Source organism: Pragia fontium DSM 5563 = ATCC 49100 (assembly GCF_900112475.1).
In the GTDB taxonomy this organism is placed as follows: domain Bacteria; phylum Pseudomonadota; class Gammaproteobacteria; order Enterobacterales; family Enterobacteriaceae; genus Pragia; species Pragia fontium.
Map to the genome: position 1 here is coordinate 23,467 of NZ_FOLW01000005.1, position 19,150 is coordinate 42,616.

Sequence of the window (19,150 nt, forward strand, 5' to 3'; positions counted from 1 at the left end):
AAATTATCGCGGCTTTTTTATTTAAAAAAATCAAGTAAATATGGATATAACTCATGACAATCTACCAACGTCCAGATGAAAAAATCCTCGCTGAGTCATCAAAGCAGGGGGAAGTAAAAGACTTTCCCGATATTTCTCGCGGCTGGGGCGTGGCTTTCGATAAAACCGGCGGTATTCCACCAATGGAGTGGTTTAATGCCTTAGGTAAACGTACCGATGAGGCTGTTCGTTACCTATTACAACGAGGTATTGCGGAATGGTCAAAAACAGAAGATTACCCGGTAGGAGCGCTCGTTTCTCATAATCAAGGGATATGGCTGGCGGAGCAAAGCAGCAAAGGTGTAGAACCGAAAACCAATTCGTTATGGAAGGAAACTGCATTAACCATTGAACAGATCCGTAAGTTAATTCCTGTTAATAGTGTGAATGGAAAAATGGGGAATGTGGTGTTAAATGCGGGGGATGTTGGGGCGTTAAAACGAGGAGACTTTGGTTTAGGTACAAGATCACCTTTATTGCCTGCCGGTACTAATTTTTCTAGCGATTTGGTGACATCGTCAAATAATGAATTCACTTTATCAGGAAAATATATTGGAACTCCGGATGATAATAAAGTGTGGGGGGCTACTTTAACCGTCAAACGTCGACTGTATGATGCTAATTGTGCGTGTACTTTAATTTTATTTCATGAGGGTACTCACTATATAAAGCATGGTAATAAAAGTACTGGTTCTTGGATATGGAGTAATTGGGAAAGTATTATTTTATCATCGGGAGGGACCTTTTCCGGTGAGGTAATTATAGATAAAGATATTGCACCAACGTTAACATTTAAAAAGAAAAATCGTGTATATAGAAATGCTTTTAGTGGTGATGATACATTTATTCACTATATTACTGGTCAGGATGGTGATAAAACCCGATTAAGATGGATTTCTGATAAGAATACATGGAATTTTGAAAGCTGTAACGTCACCAAAAATGGAAAGAATTTATTAGTTGATGGTGAATACGGCCTTGGCTCCAAAAATCTTGTTGTGGATAGCAAGTTTACTGATGATATAACAAAGCAAAATGGTACATTTCAAGCTTCACCACCAAATGAATTACCTGAATCAATGAAAGGATCAGGTATGTTGGGATGCGCAGGATTAACCATTCCTTATAGGACAAGCAGCCTACCATATTCTTATAGAATATTATTTTCTGCAGATCCCTATGGTGTAGCAAGTAAAACACCGGCGGTATTTTTTCAAGAATATGCTTTAAACGGTTGGGGGAAACCGGTAGAGGCAATAACTACGGCTAATATTAATGATCATATGTTATCAAATATTGAATATGATTATTTAACTGGAACCTCTGAAAACCCGATAATTATTTCAATGAATAGCCATTATATTTTTAAAGATAAATATGCTGGTAAAGGTGTAACTTATGTTCCTCAATGTAGAGTAATCGGTTCTGATGGGAAAACAAGGTGGTTAAAGCTTGTTTTTCTATCTCATTTCAATAACGGTGCTCAAAAGTGGTATTCATATGGTGTTAATATTATTAGAGATATAGAGCATGCAGAATTAAATATTGTGACAGGTCAGACTTTGTTAGCTAAGAATAGAGATGCCTCTGGGATACCCGTGAATTATTATCCATCCACGTCTATCGCAGAATTTCCTTTTAGATTGGCGATATATAAATAGATTATTTATAGAGTTTTTTAATTTAAATAACTTTAATTATAAATAGGTAATAAATATAGAGTGAAACTGATGGCTAGTCAGGTTGATTTCTATATATTAAATATAGTGGCTAAAATAATGACAATCTATCAACGTCCAGATGAAAAAATCCTTGCTGAGTCATCAAAGCAGGGCGAAGTAAAAGACTTCCCCGATATTTCTCGCGGTTGGGGCGTGGCTTTTGATAAAACTGGTGGTATTCCACCAATGGAGTGGTTTAATGCCTTAGGTAAACGTACCGATGAGGCTGTTCGTTACCTATTACAGCGGGGAATTGCTGAATGGTCGAAAACAGAAGATTACCCAACGGGAGCTCTAGTTTCTCATAACAAAAGGGTATGGCTGGCGGAACAAAGCAGCAAAGGTGTAGAGCCGAAAACCAATACGTTATGGAAGGAAACGGCATTAACCCTTGAACAGATCCGTAAGTTAATTCCTGTTAATAGTGTGAATGGAAAAACGGGGAATGTGGTGTTAAATGCGGGGGATGTTGGGGCGTTAGATAAGTTAGGTGGAGTTTTGGATGGTGATCTACACGTTCAAAAAAGTGCTCTTGCAATGGTACGTTTAGTCACGAATCATCAAAATAAATTTAAGGCCGATTTATTTTGTAATCATACATTTGGTATAGCAACAGATAATGGAGCCGGCGGGACAACAACTAGATTTCGGTTTACTCCTGATGCAAGTAAAATTTCAGGTGTTTGGAATTTCGAAAATTGTAACGTAACAAAAAATGGTATCAATATTCCGACGGTTAACCAAGTTGCTAATCAATTAGTTGTTGATTCAACCAGTAAACAAGTTAGATATGCCAAAATAGCAACGGGTAGAATAAATAGGATTGATATAGGAAATGTTTCATTTTTAGTTTCTGGCGCTAATAACTTTGGTAGCCCAAATAATAATTTAGAGTATGTATCGTTTAGCTGCCGTACAGAGAGTAATAAAGCGACTATTATTCACCAAATTATTACCCCATCATTGCATCCAGATCATCAAAACCGTTATGGCTGGGTATTCAATGCCGTGGATAATACGGTAGAACTTTGGTTGAAAAGCACGTCTTACGGTGGCTTTTTAGGCTTAACCAGATTAAGTGGATATCATCCATCTTATATCAGCGTTTGCGATAAACTTATTTGGCAAGATATTGAACCTGAAAAGATTGTTTATGTTGAGCCATCCAAAACAATATCATCAAACGATCCGGTAATTATGAAAGGTGATTATGGAATAGGAAGTCTTAATCCGTTTATAAGTAAAACGAATAATAAATTTACAGATGATCTAAGTGAGCAATGGGGGGGATTTAAAGTTGCAGCAAGAAATGCATTACCTCCTTCATTTGGTGGCCCTAATGCTGGATTCATGGGAATAACGATGCCTTATTCAGCGAATGGGACTAATCCTAAAGGTAGCTGGGTGTCTCGATTATTGGTCACTCCTGATATAAATGGTTACGCAGCAAATATTCCAACAGCCTATTTACAACAAAATGTTCAAGGAAACTGGAGTAAGTTATTTGAAATTATTACAACTGCTAATATTGGTAATTGTTTCAATGCATTAATTGGTGTAAATGGTTATCAAAAATTACCCAGTGGGTTGATTATACAATGGGGTTCAATAGATGCACCGGTGGATAAAGCAATGAATTTTCTTTTTCCCGTTTCATTTATTAATCAATGTTTTCATCTTTCAGGTTCTGGTTCTATAAACAAAATTGGTGGTGGTATTAATCAGGCCGGTATGAACTTCAGTAATTTAACAAGAACGGGAGCTACATTATTTAATGATGGCCATAATGAAACGGTCAGATGGATTGCGATTGGCTATTAACTGATAATATATGGTAATGAAAATGATAAATAAAAATTTAAATGAGTATAATCATAAACATATTATTGAGTATTACTATAGCCCAAGTTCTAAAGGTTTCTACATCTCTAGTATAAATGATGATATTCCCTCTGATGTGATTAAATTATCTGAGAGTGAATACGAGATATTATTGATTGAACAATCTAAAGGTAAGGAGATTGTGTTTATTGATAATATCCTTAAGGCTCAGGAGATTATTTTGACTAAAGAGCAAGTAACATCAGTCAACAATAGAAAACGAACCTCCTTAACTGCTGAGGCAACAGAGAGAATTAATATACTACAAGATGCTATTGATTTGAATATGGACGTTTTGGGTGATAGGGATAAATTAGAACAGTGGAAGAAATATAGAATTTTATTAAGCAGAGTGGATTGTTCACAAAATACTATTCATTGGCCATATTTACCTGATTGATAAATTAATTTATATATTAATTCTAATTTAATTATTTATATTTTATTTTCTAATGACTATCTTATTATTTAGATAACAGTGCCTTTATGTTAGTGCATAAAGGCACTGTTTTTTTACAGGTAAAATAATGACAATCTATCAACGTCCAGATGAAAAAATCCTCGCTGAGTCATCTAAGCAGGGCGAACTAAAAGACTTCCCCGATATTTCTCGCGGTTGGGGCGTAGCTTTTGATAAAACCGGCGGTATTCCACCAATGGAGTGGTTTAATGCCTTAGGTAAACGTACCGATGAGGCTGTTCGTTACCTATTACAACGAGGTATTGCGGAATGGTCAAAAACAGAAGATTACCCAACGGGAGCCTTAGTTTCTCATAATCAAGGGGTATGGCTGGCGGAACAAAGCAGCAAAGGTGTAGAACCTAAAAACAATACGTTATGGAAGGAGACTGCATTAACTATTGAACAGATCCGTAAATTAATCCCTGTTAATAGTGTGAATGGGAAAACGGGGAATGTGGTGTTAAATGCGGGGGATGTTGGGGCATTAAAACAAGGGGATTTTGGACTTGGTAGTGCGAAAATAAATATTGGGGAAGGGAGTATAGATGATACTACAAGAGGGACTGGATTTTATTTAGCAAGTCCAAGGTCAGTTGGAGAGAGGCCTTATAATTATAGCTATTTTATACATATAAAGGATACGGATGTAGCTGCTGCTCAACTTGGAATAAGATTAGATAGTAATAATATGTCATTACGTATTGCTAGAAATGGAGTTTGGACCGAATGGAATGAGTTTATTACAGCTTACGATATTGCTAATTACCTTCCAAAAATGGCTGTTTTATATCCACAGGGTACCAAAGATAATCCAATGATAATTGGTTTAAATACCCGAGTCATTGTTGATAATCCATTTCCTGGTCATTGTGTTATATGTATGGTGGAAGTCAAATTTAAAGATAAATGGGGAGCTCCTGGATTTATTTATTCATCAGGTGGCCATGGTACAGCAGCTTATCAATATGATGATGATAAAATTATTGTGCAAAGTGGTAATATTCAAGTCTTAAATAAGCCATACAATACAGGATCTCCTCACGCCATTGCTGATTTAACCTCTGCTCCATTTAGAGTAAAAGTTTGGAAGGTAACATAATGAAAGTATATGCAAAAGTAAATACTTCAGAGCAACTGATTGATAGCAGCACAAGCGAATCCCTGCCATTTGACGGTTACATTAAGATGTTATCTCAGCGCCCAGCAGACGGCGATTGGCATGCCAAATTAGATGGTTTATGGCATAAGGGCGATCCGGCCATTGAGGACGCTTTTATTTCTGAGCAAATGCGTGTAATTGCTGATGAATTATTAAAACATGATGATGACGATGATTCCGTAATAGCCACAAGACCAGCTTGGGTAGAATATAGAAAGGCATTAAGGAAATGGCGTTTTGAGCAAAATATAAATTATCCCGATCCTTCATTTAGACCTATTCAGCCTCAATAAATTATTCCCAAATAAATTTTATATTTCATTAATTACAGTAGTTAGCGGCTATTGATTTATTCGCTGGCTATTTTTTATGAGTAACACTCAATGACAATCTATCAACGTCCAGATGAAAAAATCCTCGCTGAGTCATCAAAACAGGGGGAAGTAAAAGACTTCCCCGATATTTCTCGCGGTTGGGGAATCGTTTTTGATAAAACCGGCGGTATTCCTCCGATGGAGTGGTTTAATGCTTTAGGTAAACGTACCGATGAGGCTATTCGTTACCTATTACAGCGTGGAATTGCTGAATGGTCAAAAACGGAAGACTACCCAGTGGGCGCCGTTGTTTCTTATGATAAAAGGATATGGCTGGCGGAAAAAAACAATAAAGGCATAGAACCAAAAATGAATACCGTATGGAGGGAAAGCGCTTTAACGATTGATTCAGCCAATTTTATTATCGAAGCGCCAAAAGATGGCGAACGTTACGTAAGATGTGCCGGACAATGGGTAAAAGAGGAAGCAACTCAAAGTAATTCAGAGAATATTGTTGAGCATCGATCAGATAAAGACGAGGACTTACACGTTGTCTTTGATATTCCATTGTTAAAAACATTAACGTCTGGCCGCCATATTTGGCAGGCTAAAAAGGGTTTTTGTCTTTATCTCTACTGGCAGAGTGAAGTTAGTGGTACTGATGAGTCCGAATGGACATGTACAAAAATGCGTAATGACTATCCTTTTATATTACAGGTGGATAAGAACTCTTACTTTGATTCACCAGAATATTGGGATGAAGAAGAACCATCAATATGTGTTGAGGGTAAGATGATACCTTATCTATCTTCCGCTGAGGTATATCCTATTTATTTTGAGATTTCAGGATGTGGCAATGGGACGGATATTGATCTCAGTGAAAGAAAACAGAATATATCATTATGGTCCCAATATTGCAGTGGTTCAGGAACTGATGATATTCCTAATAAGGGGGTTGATACTCAAATGGATTGCGATATTCAGGCAATCAGGAGGGCTCAGGAAAACTATGGATCCAGGATTGTTGGTTATAATAATTGTAAAATGACGATTAAAGTTTCGGATGGAAGAGGGAATTTAATTGCAAGAAAAGATGGTTCTTCTGGTTATTATAGCTACTGTTCTTCTAGTGATATCACTTCTGAATATACACTACCTTATCTTCATTGGAGTGGTGTTAAACTTTTTCGCACGGAATTTCCTGATTATTTGGTCAGATTACGATGCGGTGAACAGGCAAGAAAAACCTATGATTTAGACGAGAAGAGTAATGGCAATGCAAAAATCGGATTTACTTGTGATATCGTTTCTCTTGAAGAAAATAAATATAACCGAAATCCAGAAACCTGGAAATCATATGACTTTAAAACCGAAAGCAATGAACTTATTCAGAAAGTAAAAAATGAAGATGCTGTTTATTTAGAACAGATTATGCCGGGAGGCATGTATTTTCAATTTTACGCTGAAGTACAATCCCAATTCAGTGCGAACAAATTCCCATTTGACGGTGCGTCAGTTGTAGCGGCACCTAAAACTCAGTAAAAACATAGCTTCAGTTTTTCCTTAACCTCCTTCTTTCTATAAATGAAGTTAATAAGATTAACTTACAGATATATTAATACCGATTATTCGTCGGATTTTTTGCGTACTTATTAAATAAAAATATATGGATAAAAATTATGACTATCTATCAGCGGCCAGATGAAAAAATTCTTGCTGAATCATCAAAGCAAGATGAAGTAAAACCATTCCCCGATATTTCTCGCGGCTGGGGCGTGGCTTTTGATAAAACCGGCGGTATTCCACCGATGGAGTGGTTTAATGCCTTAGGCCAACGTACCGATGAAGCCATTCGTTACCTGTTACAACGAGGTATTGCCGAATGGTCAAAAACGGAAGACTATCCCGCTGGGGCGCTAGTTTCTTATAACAAAGATGTTTGGCTAGCAGAACGAAATAGTAAAGGAATAGAACCAAAAGCTAATACCGTGTGGAAAGAAACTGCGTTAACCATTGAACAGATTAAAAAACTTATTCCGGTAAATAGTGTTAATGGTAAAACGGGGAGTTTGGTATTAAACGCTAGTGATGTTGGAGCAGTAAGTAAATCTGGTGATACCATGTCTGGCGAGCTTAAAACAACTAACTTAGATGCTCACCGAATTATGGTTAAGAATCGAGCGGCAATTTCAAGGTTTGATGGTTATGATTATTATATATTGTTTACTAATAATAACGATCCCCATGGCACCTGGAATTCCTTAAGGCCGATTAGACTAAATTGGCAAAGTGGTCAGGTAACGTTTAATCATGGTATTAATACTAATTCAATGCTTGATAATTCAACTAATATTGGTAGAACCAATGGCTCACCAATGAAATCTATTTCATCAGATGATGATATTCTATCTTTGCCTATTGGGGCAAAGTTTATGTGTGTTCAATCGGGTGGGTATCAATTGCCGATATCTTATGGCTATATTGAAAAGATATGTAATAGAGATATTGGGCAGGGATTTGGTTGTATGTTCTATTCTTATCAGAGTTCTAGACTTTGGTATGGTTATAAAATGAATACCGATAGTCGTCTAGTTTGGAAGGAAATTATTACAACGGATAATATTAGCCGCCATATAGAGAAAACAACAGTTGGTTCTATTCAATTATTGCCTTTTAGAAAGAATGAATTACCTGTTGGTTGGTATTTTACTAATGGTGATAAGTATTCGTTAACATCTGTTCAAGGGAAGGCGCTTAACTCTTTATCTATATCATTTAAGACTGACTGGGGTATTAAAGTAATAAATAATACCATTAATTTACCTAATCTCTTTCATTCAGATGGGCGAGGTGTATTTTTGAGATCGGTTGATGGCATTTCAAGACAGGTTGGTCATATTCAGGATGATGCTATTCGGAATATTAATGGTGTTATTAATAATGTCAGTGATGGCCGAGGAGGGAGTAATGTTATCAGTTCTGGTGCATTTAAAACGACAAAAGCGATAAAAGGTCATCAGAATGGTACGTCTGGTTATACGCAAGTTTCTGAATTAACATTTGATGCATCATTTACTGTTCCAACAGCTGAAGAAAATCGCCCTTTAAATATGGGAATGACGCCTGCAATTTATTTAGGCATTTAGCTATGACAACAACTAACTATTATTTTGATGATAGGCACTGTTATCGACCCTATACATTTTCATTAGAGGCAAATAGCGACTCACTTACTCCGGATAATGCATTACGTATTGTGCCTGAATTTAAAGCGGGCTACTGGCCGTGCGAGGCAAATGGTCAGTGGCAATTAATCATCGATTTACGAGGTAAAATAGCCTACTCAACGGAGACGAAAGAAAGTATTGTTATTCATCAAGTTGGTGATGTTCCCGTGGGATATACATTACAGAAACCACAACCTTTTGACTTTTGGGATGGCGAACGCTGGATTGAGGATATTGAACAGAAGTCTAGCTATGTAATAGAACAACAAACAGAGCGAAAGAACACGTTATTACAAGAGGCTAATTATCAAATTGAGTTGTTAAAGGATGCAATAAATCTGGATCTTGCAGAAAGCAACGATCAAGAAAAATTATTACAATGGAAGAAGTATCGAGTGTTATTAAATCGGTTGGTCATCGCTAATCCTTCAGATATTGTTTGGCCAGAAAAACCATAAAGCTGATAGATAAGATTCTTCGGTTGTCCTGTTTCAAATAGCAACAACAAACCTATTTCTTGAATTCCACACATTTCTCTTTACACCAACGCGCGAATTAGTCTTAATCTTGCGGTAAGTTAATCCTGTCATTGTTCCGATTTCCAAAGGTCGCTATGTGGTTCTTAAAATTACTGTTCAAGAAAAAATTTGATGCTGAATTTGTTACCGGTTTTTTTCAGGTTCTATCTGAGCGTATTGCCGGTTTAGAACTGGTCTGGAAAAAAGGCGGTAGTGTGGTGGCGCAAGAAAGTGCCTCTTCTGCGGTAATTAAGAAGGGTAAAAAAGTGCTATTTTCTCAGGGGCCGCGCAGTGGATGGGTTGATCCGTTTATAGCAGGAGACGATCGCCAAGCGTTGATAGATGTGACTCAACAGTTTCAGCTTGGTCGGGAGAAACCCAGCTATATGTTAGGCATAGCATGTATGGTGATCTATCTGGTGATTGTTTTTGGCACACTGGGAATGTCAGAGCGTGATGCCACCATCAGTATGATCTATAACATTAGCGTTATTGCTGCGTTGGCGACGACCGGATTGATGGTTTTCAGTTATCGGGCAAACTGGTCTCATAATATTCGTAGCGTTTGTGCCACGTTGTGGGTGTTGGCGATTATTGTTGCTGCACTTTCTTCGGTGTTACTGTTGCCATTGGTGTGGGCCGCTAATCGGCAACAGTTGAATCGCCTATATCCTCAGGATAGCCAAAACAGCAATACAGAATAACATCAGTTAAGGCGGCATAGGATTATGGGGCTTCTCGCTAGGGCTGCTATCCGCTAAACTAGACGGTTAATGACTTACCAATATTGATGAATAAAAAAGAGGTTTTTCATGTATCAGGATTTAATCCGTAGTGAATTAGATGAAGCTGCGCAAGTATTACAAAAATTCCTCAGTGATGACGCCAATATTGAATTGATACAGCGCGCGGCGTTATTGCTGGCTGATTCATTTAAAGCTGGTGGTAAGGTATTGTCCTGCGGTAATGGTGGTTCTCACTGTGATGCCATGCATTTTGCGGAAGAGTTAACTGGTCGTTATCGTGAAAACCGTCCTGGCTATCCGGCTATTGCTATTTCCGATCCTAGCCATATCTCCTGCGTCAGTAATGATTTTGGCTATGACTATGTTTTTTCCCGTTATCTGGAAGCCGTTGGCCGTGAAGGGGATGTCCTGTTTGGCCTATCCACTTCTGGAAATTCCGCTAATATTTTAAAAGCAATTGATGCTGCCCGAGCAAAAGGCATGAAAGTGATTGTTTTGACCGGTAAAGATGGTGGCAAAATGGATGGCTTAGCCGATGTAGAGATTCGTGTTCCTCATTTTGGCTATGCCGATCGTATTCAGGAAATACACATTAAAGTGATTCATATCCTGATGTTGTTAGTTGAAAAAGAGATGGTTAAATAAGCATCTCAGTGTTTGATTATGCTGTCGTAAGTTGTTGCGGAGAGGGAGAGCGGGATGTGTGAGTTACTTGGAATGAGCGCGAATGTGCCGACGGATATCTGCTTCAGCTTTACTGGATTAATGCAGCGTGGTGGGCGTACCGGCCCGCATAAAGATGGCTGGGGAATTACCTTTTATGAAGGGAAAGGGTGCCGGACATTTCGTGACCCTCAACCCAGCTATAATTCACCGATTGCCAAGCTGGTGCAGGACTACCCCATAAAATCCTGTGCGGTTATCTCCCATATTCGTCAGGCTAATCGTGGTGCGGTGGCGCTGGAAAATACCCATCCTTTTACCCGTGAACTCTGGGGGCGTAACTGGACGTTTGCCCATAATGGACAATTGACGGGCTACCGTAGTTTGAAAACGCCGTTTTTTCAGCCGATTGGTGAAACCGATAGCGAGTATGCGTTTTGTTGGATACTTGAACAGTTGAAGCAGCGTTACCCGCGCAAGCCGGCTAATTGGCCAGCAGTATTCAAATTTATCGCTAGCTGTGCCGAACAACTCAGGAAGAAGGGCGTATTTAATATGCTGCTTTCTGACGGCCATTATGTCATGGCTTACTGTTCAACTAATTTGCACTGGTTAACGCGTCGGGCACCTTTTGGTAAGGCAACCTTATTGGATGAGGATGTGGAGATTGATTTTCAGCAGGAGACCACAGCGAATGATGTGGTTACGCTGATTGCTACTCAGCCCTTAACGGGAAATGAACAGTGGCAAAAAATCCAAGCGGGAGATTTTGCCCTGTTTCATTTTGGTGAACGCGTACTCTAGTTTTACTGGTTATTGTGAAAACGGATTATTAGTTTTCTGTTGGTTATTCGCCAGTAATCCCTGAGGAGCAAGGTCATAACGCCCGTTAACCACAATCATATTCGGTGGCTGATGGGTTTTCTCAAAGAAGTCATAGCCTGATTTTAACTGCTGCCAAAAATCGTAGTGCACCGAATGGCTATAGCGTTGTAAATTCTCGTTGGTCATACGGAAAGGGAAGATATTAATATCGACCTGAGGCTGACCGTTAATCAAGGCATAATCAATAAACTGATAAATTTCAGCAATTTGTTTATCAGTCATGGCATAGCAACCACTAGAAACACAGTCGCCGTGCACCATGAGGTGTTTACCGGTGAAACCGTGTTGTTGATCAAACTGGTTGGGATAACCAATATTGAATGAGCGATAGAATTTGCTGTTAGGATTCAGACTTTGGCGGGTAACCTGATAAAAGCCTTCAGGGCTTTTAAAATCCCCCTGATAGCGTTTAGGACCCAGCCCACCGGAGTAGTTACAAATAGGGTAAGCCTGTACTAACTGGTAGTTCCCCTGATTTTGAACAAATAGCTCCAGCTTTTTCTCTTCTTTGATAATGCGAATATAGACAGGCTTACCCAGTAAGCGTTGTTTATCTGGTGATACCGTTGGTTGTTCCACCATAAACGGATCGACTGACTGTGCGCTGGCGTAAAACGAAAGCGGTGATAGTAATAATGCGCTGAGCACGATGAGATATTTGCTCATTTCTTTTCTCGTTGTGAAATACATGTTTTGGTAGCTAATCAATTTAGAGTTGTTGTATTTATAGTCAATTTCCTGCCGCGTAGTGTATGTCATAAAATAAAAAAAGAGTAATGATATTTCATTAATTATAAATACCATATTCTTATTTAACCTCATGTAAATTAATGATAATTTCTATTTATGTAATAATTTCTAACTTATTATATTGATGCAGCCATCGGTTTTTATTAATGAATGAGGAATTTATCGTTATTTTAGCGAAGAAAGTCGCATCAGGCTGCCCGCTAGAAATAGTCGATAATAACAGTGTAGCAAGCCCGATAAGATAGCGGGTTTTTTGTGGCCATCAGATCGTATTCCAGTAAATGGTTATTCTCTCTCCGCTCTTTTTTTATATTGTTCTTGTTCGAAATAATGAGCGGTGAATCAGTTAAAATAGCTCTGCTATGAGCGAGGTGGCCAACAAGTCAATTTAATTTAAGAATATAAGCATCGGTATATACCACCGCTTTGGTTATTTGGATAAAGTCGATTTAATGGATAATATTGTGTTAGCCATATTGATTCGGGTTCTCGGTTGTTGGTATTTAACTATTATAGTATAGGGTAACATTTTGAGTAATTTATCTAATTCATTGATGTCGTTATTATTTTTTATCAGTACATTATTTATTTCCGGTTGTAATCCTCAACAATCGGCCATTAATGGACAGACAATGGGAACATACTACTCAATAAAATATATTGCTTCATCAGATTCACCCTCCGAATCGCAATTACACAACCAAATAGATTTGTTACTGGAAGAAGTGAATAACCAGATGTCAACCTACCGCCCTGATTCGGAATTAAGTCGTTTTAATCAGAGTAGGGAGATCAATCAACCATTCCCTGTTTCTGCGGCAACGGTAAAAGTGGTGAATGAAGCCATTCGCATTAATCAACTGAGCCAAGGTGCTTTGGATATTAGCGTTGGGCCATTGGTAAACCTGTGGGGATTTGGGCCTGAAGCTCATACAGACCAAGTACCGACTGAAGCCGAGTTGGAAAAGCGAAGAGCCTGGGTTGGAATGGATAAGTTGAAGGTTGAAGGGAACGCTTTGGTGAAACTGATTCCTGAGCTGTACCTTGATCTATCCTCCATCGCAAAAGGTTATGGTGTGGATGCGGTGGCGGAATATTTGGAGTCTGTGGGTATTGAAAACTATCTGGTGGATATTGGCGGTGAAGTTCGAACAAGAGGTATTAACGACAGGAAACAGCCGTGGCGTATAGCGATTGAAAAACCATCTGCCGGTATTGAACAAACCGTACAGGAAGTGGTTGAGCCGGGGAATATATCCATGGCGACTTCCGGCAATTACCGTAACTTTTTTGAAGTGAATGGGGTTCGGTATTCCCACACAATTGATCCCCGTACTGGAAGGCCGGTTACCAACAATATTGTTTCTATCACCGTGATGAGTCCATCCTGTATGACCGCCGACGGATTTTCTACGGCATTAGGGGTTATGGGGCCGGAGGAAGGCATTGCCTTGGCTGATAAACTGGGTATTCCAGTCATGGTGATTACTCAATCTGATAATGATTTTGTTGAGCACTACTCTGCGGCATTTAAGGCTAAAGTAGCAATACACTGATTTTACACAGGTCATTTTCCTTGAGCAGAAAACCTTTAGACTGTATATTTATACAGTCTAAAGGCGTGGGGATATGGCGTGCGCAAAATCATACATATTGATATGGACTGTTTTTATGCGGCAGTGGAAATGCGCGATGACCCGAGTCTGGCGAATATTCCTATGGCTGTCGGCGGGCGCAGGGAACAGCGCGGTGTTATCAGTACGGCTAACTATATCGCCCGTCGTTATGGGGTTCATAGTGCGATGCCAGTTGCTCAGGCGCTTAAACTGTGCCCTGGTTTGAAAGTGCTACCGGGTAGAATGGACGTTTATAAAAGTATTTCCCGGCAAATCCACGGTATTTTCCAACGCTATACTGCAATCATTGAACCGCTGTCTTTAGATGAAGCCTATCTGGACGTCACCGATTGCCCAAAATTCAATGGCTCGGCGACGCTGATTGCTCAGGATATTCGCGCGTCCATTTATCAAGAACTCAATCTTACGGCATCAGCAGGCATCGCATCGATTAAATTTTTGGCGAAAATTGCTTCCGATCTGAATAAACCTAACGGCCAATTTGTTATTGCTCCAGATAAAGTGGCGGAATTTTTGTCTGATTTACCGCTGGGCAAAATTTCTGGCGTGGGAACCGTGACGGGTAAGAAGCTGGCGGAGCTGGGCTTACATACCTGTAAAGACGTGCAGAATTATGATCTGGCTATGTTACTGAATCACTTTGGTAAGTTTGGTCGTATTCTGTATGAACGTTGTAATGGGATTGATAAGCGTGAGGTATGTCGCGACAGGCAGCGCAAATCTATCGGGGTGGAAACCACTCTGTCCGAAGATATTCACGATTGGCAAAGTTGTTTGAAAGTGATTGAACAGCTTTATCCTGAGCTGGAGCGGCGTTTAACCAAGATACGCCCTGACTTACGTATTGCACGACAGGGGGTAAAATTGAAGTTTAATGATTTTCAATTGACCACTCAGGAACACGTTTGGCAGAGACTCGATCGTCACGATTTACTCGCGGTTGCTGAGCAGATATGGCAAGAACGACGTCAAAATAGGGGCGTTAGGTTAGTTGGTTTGCATGTGACCTTAGTTGATCCCCAGATAGAACGGCAGCTTCCGCTGTTTTCATAACCTAATTGTCCCTTTTCGGATTATCAATTTTTTCAATAGCAAACTTGCTGGATTAAAACTAATTAGGTGTCGAATAAAGGCCCATCAGGATTGAGACAGATAGAATGAACATAAAAACGGCGGATAAATATCCGCCGTTTGTCGCTAATTTATATTGATGGTTTAGTTACGTTCAGGAATCGATTTCAATACCTGTGTCAGCAACTGCCAGTAACGGCCAACGCTGGCAATATGGACCTGCTCATCCGGAGAATGTGCGCCGGTAATGGTTGGCCCAATAGAAACCATATCCATCTTAGGGTATGGATGTTTAAACAAACCGCACTCCAGGCCAGCATGAATCACCATGATATGTGGTGTGGTATCAAACAGCTTTTTATAGCTTTCACTGACCAGATTCATCACTGGTGATTCAGGGTTTGGTTGCCAGCCAGGATAGCTGCCTTTCGCGTTCACTTTGGCTCCAGCCAACTCGCCCAGCGAGGTTAGCATTTCAACCACATACTGCTTGCCGCTGTCGGTTAATGAACGAATTAAATAGAGGATTTGAGCGCTGTCTTGCTCAGTTGTCACCACACCAACGTTAAGAGATGTTTCGACCACACCTTTAACCGAGTCGCTCATTCTGATCACGCCGTTAGTGCTGGCATTGATTAAACTGATTAGGCGAGATTGGCTATCAGCCGTCAGAGCCTGAAATCCACATTCACATGGCTCAACCAACAATGCCATATTTTTCTCAACGGCTTCCAGTTCGTGGTTAATTTCGCTCAGGAAGTCGGCGCAGGTTTTTTTCAGCAGTTCGGCTTGGGCTGCTGGCAGGCTCAGGACTACGCTGGCTTCACGAGGAATGGCATTGCGTAAGGTACCGCCGTTGAAAGAAAGCAGGCGAGCCTGAAGCTCTGCGGCATGGGCAAACAGGAAACGGGCCATCAGCTTATTGGCATTACCTAAACCAAGATGGATGTCGCAACCGGAATGTCCGCCTTTTAGTCCTTTTAAAGACAGCTTAAAGGTTTGATACCCGTTGGGTACGGCTTCTCGGTTTAGCGCCAGATCGGTGATGCAATCGATACCACCGGCACAACCCATATAAATTTCGCCTTCGGTTTCTGAATCGGTATTGATCAGAATTTCGCTTTGTAGCCAGTTTGGCTGTAAACCAAATGCACCATCCATGCCGGTCTCTTCGGTCATGGTCAGTAATACTTCAATAGGGCCGTGGGACAGGCTGTCATCGGATAAAACCGCCAACGCAGATGCCATGCCAACGCCGTTATCTGCGCCTAGGGTAGTGCCACGGGCTTTTAACCACTGGCCGTCAACATAGGTTTGGATCGGATCTTTGGTGAAATCATGTTCGGTATCGTTATTTTTTTGCGGAACCATATCCAGATGCGCCTGTAAAACTACAGACTGACGGTTTTCCATGCCTGCCGTAGCCGGTTTGCGAATCAGGATATTACCGACGGCATCACGTTCAACGTGAAATTTTTTCTCTTTGGCCCAGTTAACAATATATTGTGCCAGGGCTTCTTCATGTTTAGATGGATGAGGAATAGAACAGATTTTTGCGAAGTGTTGCCATAAATGTTGTGGCGAGAGGTGAGCTAAGTCAGACACGATAAGTCTCCTGTAACAATCTTTTAGTCAGCAGCCGGTTTTGGGCGCCGTTATGAATAATATGGGATAATCATGGGTGATATTCCGTCACAGAATATCATTGAAATAGCAGCAACGGATGTATGAATTGTGTTGTTTAATCATGGATGACTTTTTTAACTGTTATCCACCGTTGTGTATAGTTGAATATTAACCGTAGAGCTATATATATAGATAGCCCTTTTTAGTTTATCGCTAATATCAGATGATTTATTCGCTATAATGACTAATAGCAGCATAAATTTATCGGGGTATTTCATGTCAGAAGATCTGTTTTCGATTCCATTAACAACCATCACGGGGCAGGCTAAAACGCTGGCCGATTTTCCAGCCAAGGCTATTTTAGTGGTCAACACCGCCAGTGAGTGTGGTTTTACGCCACAATATAAAGGGCTGGAGCAACTTTGGCAGACTTATCGTGATAGCGGATTGATGGTTTTAGGCTTTCCTTGTAATCAGTTCGGTCATCAGGAAAAGGGCAATAATCAGGAGATTGCGGCATTTTGTGAGTTGAATTTCGGAGTCACCTTTCCGCTCTTTGCCAAGATTGAGGTGAATGGCGCTAATACGCATCCACTGTATCTCTATTTAAAATCACGGGCACCGGGGTTATTGGGGAATCAGGCCATTAAGTGGAACTTCACCAAATTTCTGATTACTGAACAGGGGCAGAAAATCGAACGTTTTGCGCCTGTAACCAAACCAGAAGCACTGACGGAAAAAATTGTTCAGGGGCTTAACCTATCTCGCTTAGGTTAACCTTATGATTTTTCATGGTTAGTAATAAGCGGGTGGATTTTTGTCTGATTTAACCGCTGGTTTTTATTGGCCGGCATCTCTATAATCCCCTGCAACTTTTTTCCCCTGAATATTAGGAAAGCCACATTTAGTTGGCTGGGATTCGATTGATATGAGCGAAAAATACGTCGTCACCTGGGATATGTTGCAAATGGAAGCCCGCAAGCTTGCCCGTCGTTTACTGCCAAGAGAACAATGGAAAGGCATCATTGCGGTAAGCCGTGGTGGTTTAGTTCCTGCCGCTTTATTAGCGCGTGAGTTGAGCATCCGTTACGTTGATACGGTATGTATTTCCAGCTATGACCATGACAACCAACGTGAAATGAAAATTTTGAAGCGTGCTGAAGGTGATGGTGAAGGCTTTATAGTGATTGACGATTTAGTTGATACTGGCAGCACTGCACAAGCTATTCGTGATATGTACCCGAAAGCGCACTTTGTGACGATTTTTGCCAAACCGGCCGGTAGACCTCTGGTAGATGACTACGTGGTTGATATTCCTCAGGACACTTGGATTGAGCAGCCTTGGGATATGGGCATTACTTTCGTTAAGCCTATTGGCGATTGCTGATTATTAGATTAATAGAATAAGGCCCGATAATATCGGGCCTTATTTTTTTGGCTTGTCTGTCTCTTTTAAACGTTAATATTCCAGCGTAAACATAATGGTATCCGTATAACTTCCGGCCGGTTTCTCCGGCTGGTTTGGATTAATGGTTGCAGTATAAGAAAGACTTTGCGTCACGCCAGTGCCGGTTCCGCTGTTGGTTGCTGGCGCGGTATTTCCCCAAACGGTAGTGGTATTAGGATAGTAAATATTATATTGCAGCATATCCGTGGTGGTTGTATTTTTCATCTGGCGCCAGGGCGCACTATAGTTACTGCCATTACTGAAATAGGCTTTAAACGGGGTTTGTAAGGTACAGGTCAGCATAATGTTATTGTTAACCGAGGTGAACTGTTCCACTAATGCCTGACCCTGGAAGTTAACATCTGGCGTACTGCTGATCATGCAATCCTTGGTGACCGTGAGTGTGACTTTGATAGTGGATGTGGCGTTTCCTTTATCAATCCCCGTTAGCGGCGGTATACAGATCAGGGAGGTACAGATACCGTAATTCCAGTTAACGTGAATATAGTCAGAATAAACGCCAGCAGGGACATTGGCATTCACCGAGGTCATCACATACAGAGTTGTAGAAAACCCGAGGCTAACGCCCAGTAATGAAAGCAAGTTAACGCCGGGTATGGAGGTGCTGAAGTTAAACGGAGTACCGAGTGGGTAAGGATATTTATAGTCTTTATCGGCATACACCGTATAGGGAATTTTGGCACTTGAATTTTGTTCATTAACTAAATACAGCTGATTATCTGAAGTCAGCGTGGCAATCAGATAGTCACTGGGTAATACTTGAATCGCTAATCTGTTGCAGCTGAGTCCCCCAGGGCCTAAGGTTTTCTGGTTGGTGTTGTAAACGGTAAAAGAGCTGACTGTACCAAAATTGATTGGGTTCGGTGTTGCCGCCACGGAACAGGCTGCTTCGACCGCCAGCGTTCGAAATAACAGGAACAGTATAATACTGGTTTTAACCAGCCTGATGGTAATATGGATAGCGGTTTTATTTTTTATCATT

18 protein-coding genes are annotated in these 19,150 nt (G+C 40.4%); 15 read left to right on the top strand and 3 right to left on the bottom strand.

What is annotated here, in order from left to right; all coding sequences use genetic code 11:
- Positions 1 to 53 precede the first annotated feature (53 nt).
- The 11 genes from BMZ28_RS08895 (at position 54) to BMZ28_RS08945 (ending at position 11,535) form a co-directional block, all read left to right on the top strand.
- Positions 54 to 1,700 carry a hypothetical protein gene (locus BMZ28_RS08895; RefSeq protein ID WP_074822507.1) on the top strand — a complete coding sequence of 549 codons (1,647 nt, stop codon included), beginning with the start codon at positions 54 to 56 and terminating at the stop codon, positions 1,698 to 1,700.
- A gap of 69 nt (positions 1,701 to 1,769) precedes the next feature.
- Positions 1,770 to 3,581, top strand: coding sequence for a gp53-like domain-containing protein (locus BMZ28_RS08900; RefSeq protein ID WP_074822510.1), 1,812 nt, complete (start codon positions 1,770 to 1,772; stop codon positions 3,579 to 3,581).
- 22 nt (positions 3,582 to 3,603) lie between these two features.
- A complete protein-coding gene (locus BMZ28_RS08905) occupies positions 3,604 to 4,041 on the top strand; it encodes a tail fiber assembly protein (protein ID WP_169052211.1) in 438 nt (145 codons plus the stop codon).
- A 127-nt stretch (positions 4,042 to 4,168) separates the two neighbouring features.
- The gene (locus BMZ28_RS08910; protein ID WP_074822513.1) at positions 4,169 to 5,203 is read left to right on the top strand and encodes a hypothetical protein; all 1,035 of its coding nucleotides are present in this window, start codon (positions 4,169 to 4,171) and stop codon (positions 5,201 to 5,203) included.
- Entirely contained in the window at positions 5,203 to 5,556 is a 354-nt protein-coding gene (locus BMZ28_RS08915; protein WP_074822515.1) for a hypothetical protein, read from the top strand. Before BMZ28_RS08910 ends, BMZ28_RS08915 begins: the two co-directional genes overlap by 1 nt.
- Before the next feature lie 90 nt (positions 5,557 to 5,646).
- Positions 5,647 to 7,119 carry a hypothetical protein gene (locus BMZ28_RS08920; protein WP_074822517.1) on the top strand — a complete coding sequence of 491 codons (1,473 nt, stop codon included), beginning with the start codon at positions 5,647 to 5,649 and terminating at the stop codon, positions 7,117 to 7,119.
- A gap of 137 nt (positions 7,120 to 7,256) precedes the next feature.
- On the top strand, positions 7,257 to 8,723 hold the full coding sequence (locus BMZ28_RS17575) for a phage tail fiber protein (RefSeq protein ID WP_197723506.1): 1,467 nt from the start codon (positions 7,257 to 7,259) through the stop codon (positions 8,721 to 8,723).
- Positions 8,724 to 8,725: 2 nt separating this feature from the next.
- The gene (locus BMZ28_RS08930; protein WP_047781548.1) at positions 8,726 to 9,262 is read left to right on the top strand and encodes a tail fiber assembly protein; all 537 of its coding nucleotides are present in this window, start codon (positions 8,726 to 8,728) and stop codon (positions 9,260 to 9,262) included.
- Positions 9,263 to 9,417: 155 nt separating this feature from the next.
- The gene (locus BMZ28_RS08935; RefSeq protein ID WP_047781547.1) at positions 9,418 to 10,026 is read left to right on the top strand and encodes a hypothetical protein; all 609 of its coding nucleotides are present in this window, start codon (positions 9,418 to 9,420) and stop codon (positions 10,024 to 10,026) included.
- A 108-nt stretch (positions 10,027 to 10,134) separates the two neighbouring features.
- Complete coding sequence (gene lpcA / locus BMZ28_RS08940) at positions 10,135 to 10,713, top strand: D-sedoheptulose 7-phosphate isomerase (RefSeq protein WP_047781546.1); 579 nt, start codon at positions 10,135 to 10,137, stop codon at positions 10,711 to 10,713.
- 54 nt (positions 10,714 to 10,767) lie between these two features.
- Positions 10,768 to 11,535, top strand: coding sequence for a class II glutamine amidotransferase (locus tag BMZ28_RS08945; protein ID WP_074822522.1), 768 nt, complete (start codon positions 10,768 to 10,770; stop codon positions 11,533 to 11,535).
- Between the two features lie 9 nt (positions 11,536 to 11,544).
- Here BMZ28_RS08945 and BMZ28_RS08950 read toward each other — a convergent pair whose 3' ends face one another.
- A complete protein-coding gene (locus tag BMZ28_RS08950) occupies positions 11,545 to 12,282 on the bottom strand; it encodes a L,D-transpeptidase family protein (protein WP_074822523.1) in 738 nt (245 codons plus the stop codon).
- A 638-nt stretch (positions 12,283 to 12,920) separates the two neighbouring features.
- On the opposite strand from BMZ28_RS08950, the gene BMZ28_RS08955 reads away from it, so the two are divergent.
- On the top strand, positions 12,921 to 13,922 hold the full coding sequence (locus BMZ28_RS08955) for an FAD:protein FMN transferase (protein ID WP_047781543.1): 1,002 nt from the start codon (positions 12,921 to 12,923) through the stop codon (positions 13,920 to 13,922).
- Between the two features lie 78 nt (positions 13,923 to 14,000).
- Positions 14,001 to 15,056: a DNA polymerase IV gene (dinB, locus tag BMZ28_RS08960; RefSeq protein WP_047781542.1), complete on the top strand. Its 1,056-nt coding sequence runs from the start codon at positions 14,001 to 14,003 to the stop codon at positions 15,054 to 15,056.
- A gap of 162 nt (positions 15,057 to 15,218) precedes the next feature.
- Here the strand turns inward: dinB and BMZ28_RS08965 are convergent, their stop codons facing one another.
- Positions 15,219 to 16,679 carry an aminoacyl-histidine dipeptidase gene (locus tag BMZ28_RS08965; RefSeq protein ID WP_047781541.1) on the bottom strand — a complete coding sequence of 487 codons (1,461 nt, stop codon included), beginning with the start codon at positions 16,677 to 16,679 and terminating at the stop codon, positions 15,219 to 15,221.
- A 297-nt stretch (positions 16,680 to 16,976) separates the two neighbouring features.
- Here BMZ28_RS08965 and BMZ28_RS08970 point away from each other — a divergent pair, with 297 nt between their 5' ends.
- On the top strand, positions 16,977 to 17,477 hold the full coding sequence (locus BMZ28_RS08970) for a glutathione peroxidase (protein WP_074822526.1): 501 nt from the start codon (positions 16,977 to 16,979) through the stop codon (positions 17,475 to 17,477).
- Positions 17,478 to 17,628: 151 nt separating this feature from the next.
- Positions 17,629 to 18,087 (top strand): xanthine phosphoribosyltransferase, encoded by a 459-nt coding sequence (gpt, locus tag BMZ28_RS08975; RefSeq protein ID WP_047781539.1) that lies wholly within the window; start codon positions 17,629 to 17,631, stop codon positions 18,085 to 18,087.
- A gap of 72 nt (positions 18,088 to 18,159) precedes the next feature.
- Here gpt and BMZ28_RS08980 read toward each other — a convergent pair whose 3' ends face one another.
- Positions 18,160 to 19,149 carry a Csu type fimbrial protein gene (locus tag BMZ28_RS08980; protein WP_074822529.1) on the bottom strand — a complete coding sequence of 330 codons (990 nt, stop codon included), beginning with the start codon at positions 19,147 to 19,149 and terminating at the stop codon, positions 18,160 to 18,162.
- Position 19,150: the final 1 nt, after the last annotated feature.